This is a genomic window from Aeromonas sp. s9, from assembly GCF_040907765.1.
GTDB classification, from domain to species: domain Bacteria; phylum Pseudomonadota; class Gammaproteobacteria; order Enterobacterales; family Aeromonadaceae; genus Aeromonas; species Aeromonas caviae.
Map to the genome: position 1 here is coordinate 1 of NZ_JBFOCK010000025.1, position 13,330 is coordinate 13,330.

The 13,330-nt window shown below is 58.5% G+C and carries 13 protein-coding genes; 7 read left to right on the forward strand and 6 right to left on the reverse strand.

Features of this window, described 5'->3' with window-relative positions:
- The first annotated feature begins 592 nt into the window (after window positions 1-592).
- On the forward strand, window positions 593-1,363 hold the full coding sequence (locus tag AB5Y54_RS04365; protein WP_368153278.1) for a substrate-binding periplasmic protein: 771 nt from the start codon (window positions 593-595) through the stop codon (window positions 1,361-1,363).
- Between the two features lie 46 nt (window positions 1,364-1,409).
- Here the strand turns inward: AB5Y54_RS04365 and AB5Y54_RS04370 are convergent, their stop codons facing one another.
- Window positions 1,410-1,532, reverse strand: coding sequence for a hypothetical protein (locus AB5Y54_RS04370; RefSeq protein ID WP_010675895.1), 123 nt, complete (start codon window positions 1,530-1,532; stop codon window positions 1,410-1,412).
- A gap of 296 nt (window positions 1,533-1,828) precedes the next feature.
- Here AB5Y54_RS04370 and yjbD point away from each other — a divergent pair, with 296 nt between their 5' ends.
- Together yjbD and AB5Y54_RS04380 are read left to right on the forward strand one after the other, a co-directional pair.
- Window positions 1,829-2,113 (forward strand): DUF3811 domain-containing protein, encoded by a 285-nt coding sequence (gene yjbD / locus AB5Y54_RS04375; RefSeq protein WP_039040119.1) that lies wholly within the window; start codon window positions 1,829-1,831, stop codon window positions 2,111-2,113.
- Between the two features lie 392 nt (window positions 2,114-2,505).
- Window positions 2,506-2,718: an RNA chaperone/antiterminator CspA gene (locus AB5Y54_RS04380; RefSeq protein WP_042078672.1), complete on the forward strand. Its 213-nt coding sequence runs from the start codon at window positions 2,506-2,508 to the stop codon at window positions 2,716-2,718.
- 176 nt (window positions 2,719-2,894) lie between these two features.
- Here AB5Y54_RS04380 and AB5Y54_RS04385 read toward each other — a convergent pair whose 3' ends face one another.
- Both AB5Y54_RS04385 and AB5Y54_RS04390 read right to left on the reverse strand, forming a co-directional pair.
- A complete protein-coding gene (locus AB5Y54_RS04385) occupies window positions 2,895-4,280 on the reverse strand; it encodes an ATP-binding protein (protein ID WP_052816044.1) in 1,386 nt (461 codons plus the stop codon).
- Between the two features lie 7 nt (window positions 4,281-4,287).
- Window positions 4,288-5,010, reverse strand: a complete 723-nt coding sequence (locus AB5Y54_RS04390) for a response regulator (protein ID WP_128313882.1) — start codon at window positions 5,008-5,010, stop codon at window positions 4,288-4,290.
- Between the two features lie 199 nt (window positions 5,011-5,209).
- On the opposite strand from AB5Y54_RS04390, the gene AB5Y54_RS04395 reads away from it, so the two are divergent.
- Both AB5Y54_RS04395 and AB5Y54_RS04400 read left to right on the forward strand, forming a co-directional pair.
- Window positions 5,210-5,566: a hypothetical protein gene (locus AB5Y54_RS04395; protein ID WP_368153280.1), complete on the forward strand. Its 357-nt coding sequence runs from the start codon at window positions 5,210-5,212 to the stop codon at window positions 5,564-5,566.
- A gap of 407 nt (window positions 5,567-5,973) precedes the next feature.
- Window positions 5,974-7,968 (forward strand): methyl-accepting chemotaxis protein, encoded by a 1,995-nt coding sequence (locus tag AB5Y54_RS04400; protein WP_048209685.1) that lies wholly within the window; start codon window positions 5,974-5,976, stop codon window positions 7,966-7,968.
- A 62-nt stretch (window positions 7,969-8,030) separates the two neighbouring features.
- Here AB5Y54_RS04400 and AB5Y54_RS04405 read toward each other — a convergent pair whose 3' ends face one another.
- Complete coding sequence (locus AB5Y54_RS04405) at window positions 8,031-8,444, reverse strand: hypothetical protein (protein ID WP_010675902.1); 414 nt, start codon at window positions 8,442-8,444, stop codon at window positions 8,031-8,033.
- Between the two features lie 130 nt (window positions 8,445-8,574).
- Window positions 8,575-9,576 carry a sensor domain-containing diguanylate cyclase gene (locus AB5Y54_RS04410; protein ID WP_039040121.1) on the reverse strand — a complete coding sequence of 334 codons (1,002 nt, stop codon included), beginning with the start codon at window positions 9,574-9,576 and terminating at the stop codon, window positions 8,575-8,577.
- 385 nt (window positions 9,577-9,961) lie between these two features.
- On the opposite strand from AB5Y54_RS04410, the gene glnK reads away from it, so the two are divergent.
- Window positions 9,962-10,300 carry a P-II family nitrogen regulator gene (glnK, locus tag AB5Y54_RS04415; protein ID WP_010675904.1) on the forward strand — a complete coding sequence of 113 codons (339 nt, stop codon included), beginning with the start codon at window positions 9,962-9,964 and terminating at the stop codon, window positions 10,298-10,300.
- Window positions 10,301-10,325: 25 nt separating this feature from the next.
- Window positions 10,326-11,567, forward strand: a complete 1,242-nt coding sequence (locus AB5Y54_RS04420) for an ammonium transporter (protein ID WP_042864817.1) — start codon at window positions 10,326-10,328, stop codon at window positions 11,565-11,567.
- A gap of 476 nt (window positions 11,568-12,043) precedes the next feature.
- On the opposite strand, the gene AB5Y54_RS04425 is transcribed toward AB5Y54_RS04420, so the two are convergent.
- Window positions 12,044-13,315, reverse strand: coding sequence for a hypothetical protein (locus tag AB5Y54_RS04425; RefSeq protein WP_368153282.1), 1,272 nt, complete (start codon window positions 13,313-13,315; stop codon window positions 12,044-12,046).
- Window positions 13,316-13,330 lie beyond the last annotated feature (15 nt).

The window sequence follows — 13,330 nt, forward strand, 5'->3', positions numbered from 1 at the left end:
GGCGAAGGTAAGTTGATGACTCATGATGAACCCTTTTTCATGGCTCCAGATGACAAACATGATCTCATATCAGGGACTTGTTCGCACCTTCCCTAACCAAGTCGCTATTCTCCCACTGCTGGATTCCAATAATCAAAGTTTCGAAGGGCAAGAGTATCTTGGTCTTTATCCAGTTGTGACCAAGTACTTCCAGAACAATTCCATGAACCATTACATCGAAGATCGCGGCCACAGGTGGACTAACCTTGGTAACTTTGCTCGTGGAACGCCATCGTGGAATGTCTATAAGTCATAAATGTAAGATTTTGTGGTTTTTTTGACATTAAACTTTACCAAATAAATTACAAATCAAGCACTATGCGAACCAACCAATTGATTTACAAAGATAAATCACAAAATCTACCACGTGAAGGTGAACATTACCTTTTTGATCCCCTGCGGCAGGCCCTGATTCATCAGGGCCTTTTTTTACCTGTTTCTGACGCATTCACCTCCCCCGACGACCATGTTGCTGCCACTCTCCCGCGCTTTACGTCCCCTTCGTCCAGGCTTGTGGCTATCATCGAGACGATTTCTCCCTTCGGGAACCTGCATGAACCACTTGAGTCGTCTGCTGTGCTTCGCCCTGCTGATGTTCGGCGGCCACCTTGCTGCGGAGCCGCTGCGGGTGGGCGTCAGCTTTGCCATTCCTCCCTATGTCATCAGCCACGAAGACAGGGGCATTGAACTCGATCTCATGCGAGAGGCCTTCGCAGGCAGCCCCCATGAGCTGCAGGTCGTCTATCTTCCCCTGGAGCGCACCTTAAGGATGCTGGAGGAAGGCAAGCTGGACGCCATCATCAACGTCAAACCCGGCATGCTGGAAAGTGCCTACCTCTCACAGCCGGTGATCACCTTCCACAACCGGGTCTTTACTCTGGCGCCGACGGCAGTCCACACCATGAAGGATTTGCAGACCCTGCGAGTCAGTGCCTTCCAGCGTGCACGACAGATCCTGGGAACGACCTTCTCCGACATCGTCGACCAGAATCCCCGTTATGAAGAGGTGGCGAGGCAGGAGGGACAGGTACAGCGGCTCCTGCTCGGGCGCACCGATGCCGTGATCCTGGAACAGCGGGTGTTCTACTACTATCTGGCTCAGTTGCTCGGGGATGACCAGGAGGGCGACCGCTATCCCAAGGACAAGGTCAGACAGCACGACCTCTTCCCCCCGACTCACTACCACTTCGCCTTTCGCGAGGCGGGCCACCGACAATGGTTCGACAGACAGCTCGCCAAGATGAAGGCGGACGGGCGCTATGAGCGGATCTTTGCCGCCTATGGCACCACCTCTACTGCCGGAGACAAAAAAGCCAGCCCATGATGGACTGGCTTGATACCGGCTCCGGGGAGCCGCAGTGGATGGAGCGTTACTTCATCGCGCTGCCGTTTTTCAGCTCTGCTTTCTGACGTTTGGCTTCGCGTTTCTCTTTCAGTGACATCTGCGGTTTTTTCTTGGCATCTTTGCCGTGATGCTGTTCTTTGTTGCTCATCATCAGACTCCAAAAAGGTTACCTGGACAGTTGGAACGGGTGTTCCAGCATGTCAGCCGAATCGTGGATTTCAGTACGCCAACAGTGACGATCGGGGATCGCACTGGCCTCAGCATACTCCCAATCTTCCGCCGGGATCCAGCCTCCCGGGAACGCCTGTCAGCCAGGCGTTCCCGTCGCGTGCTCCCCTCGGAAATGACGACCGAGCGACACTTTTGGCATCCGGGGACGGATGGTCAGCCTGTCTCCGATGGATGTGTGTTAGGGTGGGCATTCAACGATCGCAGGAGCGCGTCATGAAGAAGCTGGAAATGAAGGATCTGACCGAGGCCGAGAAAGCCGAGATTGCCCTGCTGGTGCAAAAGGCCCAGGCCAATGCCGATCACACCCTGACCAACGGGGAGCGCAACAAGATCCGCGAGGCAGGACGCCAGAAGATCGCCGCCGATCGCGCCCAGGCCGCCAAGGCTGCTTCCGCACTGGCGCGGGAAAAAGCCAAGGAGCGAGCCAGCGCCCAAGTGCTGCCCGACACCTTCAGCTGGTCCGATTCCGTCAGCAACAAATACCGTGGCAGACGGTAACGGCAGCATGAATGCTCGCAGATGACGCTGCTGCAAAAAAGGGGGCTGGCAGAGCGTCATGTCATGCCCCTGAAAAGGGCAGCAGGAGGCGCCTGGCAGCTGATGCACACCCGGATAAAACGCCTATCCAGCCATCACTGACTGAAACGAATACCAAGATAAAGATTGCCATGACAGGGTGTGCGTGTTCTAATCGTTTTCGATGGTTCGGTAGTTCAGACCTGATTATGTTAGGCAGTCATCTTAAAGCAGTGATTTGTGCAGGCAGTTATCCCCGATAATTCTTGCCAGATAATTCTCCTTCTTTAGTGCTCCCCATACGTATTTCTGACGAAAAATCATGGATTGCCACCCTAATGGCGTTTCACTAATCACTATTCAAGGAAATTATCATGTCCAACAAAATGACTGGTACCGTAAAGTTCTTCAACGCCGAGAAAGGCTTCGGTTTCATCTCCCCGGCTGACGGCAGCAAAGACGTGTTCGTTCACTTCTCCGCCATCCAGTCCAACGGTTTCAAAACCCTGGAAGAAGGTCAGCGCGTTGAGTTCACCATCGAGCAAGGCCAGAAAGGCCCGGCTGCTGCCAACGTTACTGGCCTGTAATTCACGCCCGAGCCGCCTTCCGTTTATCGGCAGCGCCTCAGCAAGAATTGAAAAAACCCGCTTCGGCGGGTTTTTTGTTGCCCGTTTCCGGGTGGCCGACCTGTTGCCCTGCTTCCCTCTCGCCACGGGCAGCAAAAAGGGCACCCTGGTGGTGCCCCATTTCCTGGTCAGGTTCCTTACAGGGGCAGGCTGATCCGCGCCTCCAGCCCCCCCTCCTCGCGATTGTGAAGGCTGAGCTCACCGCCGTGCTGGTGCACCAGGGTACGGGCGATGGCGAGCCCCAACCCCACGCTGCCCGACTCGGTATTGCGGGCTTCATCCAGGCGCACGAAGGGCTTGAACACCTCCTCCAGCTGGCTCTCCGCAATCCCCGGCCCCTGATCGCGAACCAGGATCAGCAACTCGCCGTCACCGCGCACCAGCGAAACCTCGGCACCCCCTGCGTACTTGATGGCGTTGCCGATGAGGTTTTGCAGTACCCGGCGCAGGGTATTGGCCCGGCAGGCGTAAACCTGCTTGCCCTCGGCCAGGCAGGTGACGGGCTGGCCCATGTCGGCATAGTCGTCACACAGGCTCTCCAGCAGGCTGACCAGATCCAGCTCCCGGGTCGCCTCCTGCTGCCCCTCCTCCCGGGCAAAGCTCAGGGTCGCCGCCAGCATCTGCTCCATCTGCTGCAGGGTCTGCTGGAAGCGATCCTTGTCCTCCCCGTCCGCCAGAAACTCGCTGCGCAGCCGCAGGCTGGTGATGGGGGTGCGCAGGTCGTGGGAGATGGCGGCCAGCATCCGGGTTCTGTCCTGCACGAAGCGATCGAGCCGGGTGTGCATCCGGTTGAAGGCCTGGATGGACTCGCGGATCTCGGTGGGCCCCTCCTCGCGCAGGGGCTCGATGTCCTCACCACGCCCCAGCCTGTCGGCGTTGGCCGCCAGTTGCTTGAGGGGACGGGTCGCCCGGCGGAACAGCCAGATCATCAGGCCGATCACCAGGCTCGCCACCAGCAGCAGGTTGAGGGTGGTCTGCCAGGACCAGCTCGCCGTCTCCTTGTCCACCAGGGAGCTGAACTGGAGCCAGCCGCCGTTGGGCAGTTCGATGGAGCCGTAGAGCCGCATGTCCTGGGGCGGCGGCATGCCGTTGCGATCCTTCATCATGCGGTTGTGGTGCTGCCAGGCCCGGCTGCGCTGGATGTCCTGCTTCAGCTCGGCGCTGATCTCCACCGCCAGGGAGGATGGATAGCCGAGCTTGGCCCGCACCAGCTTCTCGAAGCGGGGGCTGCGGTTGTCCGGCTGCAACGGCTCGTCGGCCAGACGCAGCAGCAGGGTCTCGCTGCGGCTCGCCTTGAGGATCTCGTGATAGAGGGAAGGAGGAGAGAGGGAGAGCAGGCGCACCACGGAGATGATGCGTTGCATGGCGTTGCGGCTGTTGACGTAACCGAGGGCCTCCTCCCTGTCCGAACGGTAGATCTGGATACTGAGCAGCTGGATCAGCACCAGCCCCGCCAGGGCCACCAGCACTATCTGGCCGGTCAACCCCTTGGGCAGCAGCCTGGCGAAGACGCGCTTGATCATGTCGGCCTCACTCCTGGGTCACGTCGGCGGCGAACAGGTAACCGCCACCCCAGATGGTCTTGATGAGCTCGGGATTCTTGGGATCCCGCTCCAGCTTGCGCCGCAGTCGGCTCACCAGGGTATCGATGGCGCGATCGAAGGCCACCGCCTCCCGGCCACGGGCCAGATCCAGCAACTGATCCCGGCTCAGCACCCGCTGGGGCCGCTCCAGAAACACCTTGAGCAGATCGAACTCGGCGGTGGAGAGGCTCATCCCCACCCCCTCCTCGTCCACCAGCTCCCGGCGATTGACGTCGAGCAGCCAGCGATCGAAGCGCAGATCCCGGGTCAGGGTCTCCGGCAAGGGCAGGCTCTCCACCTGGGTGCGGCGCATCACCGCCTTGATGCGGGCCAGCAGCTCCCGCGGGTTGAACGGCTTGGAGAGGTAGTCGTCCGCCCCCATCTCCAGGCCGATGATGCGGTCCGTCTCCTCCCCCATGGCGGTAAGCATGATGATCGGCAGGCGGGATTTGACCCTGAGCTCGCGGCACAGGGTGAGGCCATCCTCCCCTGGCATCATCAGATCCAGCACCAGCAGGTCGAACTCCCGCTCATCCAGCAGCCGCTTCATCTCCTTGCCATCGCGGGCGCAACTGACGCGCATGCCATGCTGCTCCAGAAAGCGCTTGAGCAGATCGCGGATCTCGCTGTGGTCATCGACCACCAGAATATGAGGGCTGCCTTGGTTCATCATCATCTCTCCGTTATCGGGCTGGGGCGATTATACGAAAATCAACCGGGCGGGTTGTGTCAAAGTGTGCCAGCACGCCCCTGTGCCACACTCTGCTACAAAATAGGCCTCTACTGGCAAATTTCAGACACTTCCACGGTGTTTACTGGATACCAAGGCGAAAGAGCCTCTACCCGTACACATCCGACAGGAGTTACCCATGAAAAAGCTGACCAAGACCCTGCTGACCGCCACCCTGATCCTTGGCCTGCCGCTGGGCGCCTATGCCGCCAGCGAGGCGGTCTCCACCGCGCAACCGACCCAGGCCACGGCGACCGGTTGCCCCATGGACGGTACCGGCATGATGGGCAGCAAGCATCATGGCGGCCGCCACGACAAGATGGCCCGCATGAAGAACATGACCCCGGAACAGATCCAGGCCCATCTGCAACAGCGCTACGACAAGATTGAAGATCCGGCCAAGAAGGCCGAGTTCGTGAAGAACCTTGGTCTGCGTGCCGACGGTATGATCAAGCACGCCGAGGTGATGAAGCAGTTCGCAGAAGCAAACCAGTAAATCGAAGTAATGAAGCCGTTTGCCGAAGCAGACCAGTAAGTCGAGATGATCAAGCAGTTCGCAGAAGCAAACCAGTAAATCGAAGTAATGAAGCGGTTTGCCGAAGCGAATCAGTAAGTCGAGATGATCAAGCAGTTCGCAGAAGCAAACCAGTAAGTCGACGTAATGAAGCGGTTTGCCGAAGCAGACCCGTGATCCGGCGGGGCCCTGCCCCGACACCGGCAAAAACGACAGGGTGGCGCAAGCCACCCTTTTTTTGTCTCCACCCCCCAGTTTTTCACCTTTTCCTGCCTGGCCGCATCATGTTATGTGAGCGATAACAAACGTTTCACTTTCGAAATAAATCATAATGGTCCCTCACACAACAGACGCGGGCACGATCCCGGGCACAGTGGACAGGAGTCGTTATGGGATGGAATCTGGGCACAATCAAGGGGCGCTATACCGCCGTTTTTCTGGGCTTCATGGCGCTGGTGTGCGCCCTGACGGTGATCGGCATCCAGATCTGGATCACCCCCGCCCTGCAAAAAGCGGGGGAGGAGAACGTGGCGCTGCGAGTCGGCGAGATAGCGACCGACATCCGTGACCAGCTCAACGGGGTGCAGACCCAGTCGCGCAGCATTACCCAACTGGTGGCACAACTGCCGAGCGAGCAGATAGATGCCCAGCTCCCGGCCCTCATCGACCAGTACGGCAACGGCATGGTCTTCGGTGGCGGCATCTGGCCCCTGCCGGACAAGCGGGAGGCGGGGCGCGCCAAGTTCAGCACCTTCTTCCACAGGGATGCGTCCAACGCCCTCATTCCCAACACCTACTGGAACTCGGCAGAGGCGCCCAACTATTTCGATCAGCCCTGGCACAAGGCCGGTCAGCAGGCGCCCCGTGGCGTCTGTGCCTGGGCCGCCGCCTACAAGGATGGCGCGAGCCAGCAGCCGAGAACCAACTGCGCCATGGGGATCTACCAGGATGGCGCCCTCTACGGGGTGTCGACCATAGACGTCACCCTGGGCTTCTTCAACGACCTGGTGGCCAAGAAAGAGCAGGAGATCGGCGGTCAGGTGATGATCATCGAGGCTGACGGCAAGATCCTGAGCCGCAACGCCCGTCTGACCGGGGATGTGGTGCTCGGCAACCTCTCCGCCCATACCGACTATCCCTTCGCCCTCGCCATCAGCGGCCTGCTGGGCCAGGATGCGAGCAAGGGGCAGCTGCGCACCACCTTCCAGGATCAGGGTGAGGAACAGACCCTGCTGATGGAGGCCATCGAAGGGACCCCCTGGCTGCTGGCCGCCGCCCTGCCGACCCGCACCCTGACCCAGGACAGCCGGGATGTGCTCGCCACCCTGGCGAGCATCCAGCTCCCCCTGGCGGGGCTGCTGTTCGTGCTCATGGTGCTGGCCATCAGCCAGCTTGGCAGCCGCCTGCAGACCCTCAAGCTCAACATCGACGCCCTCAGCGCCGGCGACGCCGATCTGACCGCCCGCATCCAGGTCAAAGGGCATGACGAGCTGGACAACATCGCCCTGTCGGTCAACCGCTTCATCGCCTTCCTGCAACAGATGATGGTGCAGGTGACCGCCGCCACCGACCTCATCACCCGCGAGCTGGCCCAGCTCGATCAGCAGACCGGGCAGGCCAGGCGGATCCTGGGAGAACACGCCAGCGAAACCGATCAGGTCGTCACCGCCCTCAACGAACTCAGCTCCACCGCCGACAGCGTTGCCCGCCACGCCAACGACTCCGCCAGCTTCACCGAGGCCGCCAACGGTCAGGCGGCCAGCTCCCGCAAGGTGGTGGGGTCAGCCTCCGCCAGCGTGGTGGCCCTCATCGACGAGGTGGATCTCGCCGCCGCCAAGGTGCTGGAGATGCAGGAAGATGCCCAGCAGATCGGCAGCGTGCTCGGAGTGATCGGCGGCATCGCCGCCCAGACCAACCTGCTGGCGCTCAACGCCGCCATCGAGGCGGCCCGGGCCGGTGAACAGGGCCGGGGCTTCGCGGTGGTGGCCGACGAGGTGCGTGCCCTCGCGGCACGCACCCAGAACAGCACCGCCGAAGTGGGCAGCATGTTGTCACGGCTCACCCAGGGGGTCGCCGAGGCAGTGGTCGCCATGGAGCAGACCAAGCGCAGTTGCCAGGCGGCGGCCGACACCACGGGGCAGGTCACCGGCGGCCTCGACACCATGGCCGACGCCGTGGTGCAGATCCACGATCTCAGCAGCCAGATCGCCACCGCTGCCGAGGAGCAGAGCCGGGTAACCGAGGAGATCAACCGCAACATGGTGAGCATTCGCGACATGCTGAACCTCCTGGTGGAGAACGGCGGCAACACAGAGCAGAGCGCCGCCACCCTGCTGGGGTCCAACCGCCAGTTGCTGGCCCTGGTGCACCGCTTCAAGGTGTGAGCCTGAACACCAGGCAGCAAAAAGGGGCCCGCGGGCCCCTTTTTCATTCACTTTGCCAGGACTCAGGCCTTGTTGGCCAGGTTCAGGGTCTTCACGGTCTCGCCTTCGAACTTGATGACCACGTTCTTCTGGGCCACTTCGGAGTCTTTCAGCAGGGACTTGGTGGTCTCGGCCAGCAGCGGGGAGGCCTTGTTCAGAGCGTCCAGGTCATAGGTCCACACTTCCAGACCGGCGTCGGTCTTGGTGCTGGCCGGGGCGCCCAGCTTGTCCTTGATGGCCTGCTTGTTGGAGCCGCCTTCCTTGATGTCCAGGGCCTTCTTGATCGCTTCGTTGGAAGCGGTGTCCATGGCGTTGCCAGCCATCTCTTTGGCGGTGCTGGTGACGCTGCTGGTCACGGTGTCGGTCAGGGAATCCATCAGGCCGGCGTGGGCAACCAGAGGCAGGGCGGTCAGGGCAATCAGCAAGGACTTTTTCATGAAGATACATCTCGCAAGAATGAAAAGAGCGCGCATGAAACCAGCGGGATGAATTGGAGTCAAGAAAATCCCTTGGTCAAGCCGTATTCGGGGGGGAAAAGCCCCGTAGCGGCTCCGACCAGTGCCCTTGTCAGCCGCTGAGCTGGTCCTTGCCCGCCAGCTTGGCCCGGTAGAGCGCCCTGTCGACCCGCGCCATCAGGTGGGACACCTGCTCGTCGGGGTCGGACTCCACCAACCCGAAACTCAAGGTCACGGGCTCGATCCCCTTGACCCTGGCATGACTCAGGCGCTGCCTCAGCTTCTCGGCCACCACCCGGGCGTCAGGCAACCGGGTATTGGGAAGCACCAGCATGAACTCGTCACCCCCCCAGCGGGCCAGCAGATCGATCTCGCGGATGCAGCCCCGGGTCAGCTGCACGATATCGATCAGGGTCTGGTCCCCCACCCCGTGGCCATGGCGATCGTTGATCTGCTTGAAGTCGTCCACGTCCATGGCGATCACGGCAAAGGGCTCCTTGAAGCGCTTGGCGCGCTCATGCTCCAGCCGCACCGCCTGCTCCAGCCGATAGCGGCTGGCCGCGCCGGTCAGGGAGTCCGTCTCCGCCAGGCGGCGGTTCTCCTCCACCTGGAACTGCAATGCCTGGTTGAGCCGCTCCAGTTCGGCGGTACGCTGCGCCACCTGCTGCTCCAGGGTGCGGTTTTGCAGCTCCAGCCTGGCGTAGAGTTCCCGCTGGGCGTGGATGTTGCGGTGTGCCCCCACCATCCTGGCGACACTGCCGTCCGGGTTGCGTGCGACGATGCGGCCACAATCCGCCACCCAGAGGTAGTCACCGTTACGGCAACGGCAGCGGTATTCGGCCCGGTAGTCCGCCGCCCGCCCACTCAGGCAGGCATCGAAGCTCTCCATGACCTGCGCCAGATCGTCCGGGTGGATCAGGTTCTCCCAGGTGAAGACGGTGTTGTCGAGGGAGTGTGGCTCATACCCCAGCATCTGATACCAGCCGGGATAGCGATGGACATAGCCGGTGTTGGCATTCCAGTCCCAGAGACCGTCGCTCACGACCTCCAGCATGCCGCTCATCACGGCCTCGTCGAGGGCCGGTAGCCTTGTCATCTCATTGTCATGCAGCATGAAAACCTTCCTTGTTCTGCTACTCGGCGCCACGGATCCGCTTGTTGACCTGGCGGGAAAACCGGGCCTGCCGGTCGAGCCTTCAAGGGGCGACTGGCCTCGACACCCCGTCATGACGGGTTATCGGCCAGGTTGCCCTCTTGTTGAACAACAGTAGCAGCCTGCACACTTTCGAGTCTTGCGCGCCGTCACGCTCCCTTCCGTTCTTCTGCCGGCCAGATTGCACCACGGCGGTGCACACCTTTGGCGCAGCCCTGCCCATATTGGGCAAGCCTCGCTGACCAGGGCTGCGATTAATAAGCAAGTGTATGAATAAAAAGAAAAATACTTTTCTGGCGCAATATTTGCCTTTATCTGGGTGAACCACAAGGATTGGGGATATTGCATGAAATTAATCACCGCCATCATCAAGCCGTTCAAACTCGACGACGTGCGCGAAGCCATCGCCAACCTCGGCGTCGAGGGGCTCACGGTTTCCGAGGTCAAGGGGTTTGGCCGCCAGAAGGGGCACACCGAGCTGTACCGGGGTGCCGAATACCAGGTGGATTTCCTGCCCAAGGTAAAGCTGGAGATCGCCACCCTGGCCGACAACGTCGAGCAGATCATCGAAGCCATCAGCAAGGCCGCCCACACCGGCAAGATAGGTGACGGCAAGATCTTCGTTTATGACCTGCAGGCCGCCGTGCGCATCCGCACCGGCGAGACCGACGCAGACGCCCTTTGATACGACTGGAACTGAGGAATACGACATGGAAGAGTTGATCACATCCGTCAGCGAGCTGCGCTATGCACTCGACACCTTCTACCTGCTGATCTCCGGCGTGCTGGTCATGTGGATGGCCGCCGGGTTCGCCATGCTCGAAGCCGGCCTGGTCCGCGCCAAGAACACCACCGAGATCCTGACCAAGAACATCCTGCTCTATGCCATCGCCTGCATCATGTTCCTGCTGGTCGGCTACAACATCATGTACGTGGACAACAGCGCCGGCGGCTGGCTGCCGAGCTTTGGCAGCCTGATGGGCAGCCAGGCGGACGACGCGGGCCACTCCCTGCACTCCGACTTCTTCTTCCAGGTGGTGTTCGTCGCCACCGCCACCTCCATCATCTCAGGTGCGGTGGCAGAGCGGATGAAGCTCTGGTCCTTCCTGCTGTTCTGCGTGGTGATGACCGGCTTCATCTACCCCGTGGAAGGCTACTGGAGCTGGGGCGGCGGCTTCCTGAAAGAGGCGGGCTTCTCCGACTTCGCAGGCTCCGGCATCGTCCACATGGCGGGCGCTGCCGCTGCCCTGGCCGCCGTGCTGCTGCTCGGCCCCCGTCGCGGCAAATATGGCAAGCAAGGGGAGATCTACCCCATCCCCGGCTCCAACCTGCCGCTCGCGACCCTGGGCACCCTGATCCTCTGGATGGGCTGGTTCGGCTTCAACGGTGGCTCCCAACTGGCGCTCTCCAGCGCCGCTGACGCCACCGCCATCGGCACCGTCTTCGTCAACACCAACGCCGCCGCGGCCGCCGGTGTGGTCGGCGCCCTGCTGGTCAGCAAGCTCACCTGGGGCAAGGCGGATCTCACCATGATCCTCAACGGCGCCCTCGGCGGTCTGGTCGCCATCACCGCCGACCCGGCCTCCCCCAGCCCGCTGTTCGCCAGCCTGATCGGCGCCCTGGCCGGTGCCCTGGTGGTCTACGCCATCGTCGCCTTCGATCGCCTGAAGATCGATGATCCGGTCGGTGCCATCTCGGTACACGGCGTCTGCGGCCTGTTCGGCCTGATGGTGGTGCCCTTCTCCAACACGAGCGCCACCTTCGGTGCCCAGTTGCTGGGTGCTGCCACCATCTTCGGCTGGGTCTTTGTCGTCTCCCTCGTGGTCTGGAGCCTGCTCAAGGCCACCATGGGCCTGCGGGTCAGCGAAGAGGAAGAGATGATGGGTGTGGATGTCCACGAGTGCGGCATCGATGCCTACCCCGAGTTCGTCAGCGTCAAATCCAGCATCTAAGCACGCCATCTGCTTGCGGGGCCCGGGGGACACCTCGGGCTCCGTTTTTTTTGGCGGCTCGGCGCCCCTGAAGGCAGGAGAGCAGTTCGAGTGATACCACTCTGCCACGCAACCGGTGAACCCTCTGCTTTGCCCCCTCCCCTTTGCAAGGGGAGAGTCGGGGTATGCCGTGCCGATTGACGGATGGGGCCATAACCCCCTCCCCGCCTCCCCCTTGGCAGGGGGAGGAGCAAGCAAGCGCCCCTGGCTGGACGAATCAAATAATCGAGGTGGCAGCCACGTAGGTTCGATTAGCGAAGCGTAATCGGACAGCGGTAACAGCATTGTTCCCTTCTCCCCTTGCGGGAGAAGGGTCGGGGATGAGGGGCAGGAAAAAGAGAGTTCGCGGTAAACGTTGGGCTTCGCTACGCTCAGCCACAACCTACAAAATCGGTAGGCTGGTACTGAACCTGCGCAGCCCAACATACGAGATATAATCAAACCTCAATCTTGAAAATAAATATACAATAATAATGAATGGCTTTTATCATATGATTTATATTATGTACTTCCCTAAACAACATTAAAATTTTACGCATAAACTCCAAAAAATATATTTCATCAAAATTCTTTCTCTCTAAACCTTCTTTAGTAGGATATATTTTTATAAGCTGTGTCGACTCAGTATATTCATACTTGTAATGCGCAATGCCATTTCTTAATCGACTGTCAACTGCCTCAGCAGCAACCCTATAAAATGAATCATCTAAAGCAGCCAACTTGTTACCAAAGTCAACGTCAGCAAACCTATCCAAAGATGAATAACCTCGAATAATTTCTTTTTTCTTGTTTAGCCTAACTTCATCACTAAACATGTTGTGATCGCCACGTTTTATTATATTATTTATTCCAGCAACTAATGTAAGTTGACGTGAAAATACTTCAGCCAAATCCTTGTATAAGTTATTACAACTATCAAAGTCTGCACTCGACACTCTTGCTGGCGTCAATCCAATATTATAACTGTCCACATAATCATAATATAGCGCAGGTCGTAACGGCAAATCTAAAGAAATCATCTTTGGATATAATTTCAAACAATCATGATGCAGATTTTTCAAGAATGACTTATTAATTAACTCACTAATGAAATCACGTGTCTTGTCGTATTCTGTCTCATTAAGATACTTGAGTAAGCTTGGGAATTCCGTGCTTAATTCTTTATTGTGTTCATATATCGTGAATGGTGACGACATAATCGATGTAGCTGAATACAGTGCTGCAAGCACGTCTTCTTTTTTATGTGTTTTTAATTTTACGTTTGGTATATCTATCACGTTGCAAGCACGTTCAAAACCTTGTATATCATTTCTGATATACTGAGTTATCAATCTTCTAAGATCATTTTCTTTTTTATATAGTGTATTTAGTATATTTAGACGCAGACTTAAATCCTCCAAAGCCTCACGCCCAATCCTTTCCAAAACTTTAAAGAAAGTGGTCTCACCTAATTTGTAGGCGCCAAAATCTACGGGGAAATCAAGATGTAAATCTACAAATGGATATTCACCTTTAAAAGGCCCATCAAAATTAACAATCTCTTCAGCCCCCTCTAAACTTCCGGCACCCGAACCAAGAACAAATGTAATTCGCTCTTCACAATTAGGGCAAGCAAACTGGAATGGCTGAACATCTCTATTTGACATGCCAATTCTACAGTCAATAATTTCACCGCAAATATTACATTTAAACCTCTTGCCGATGTTCATTATAAATTCCCTTAC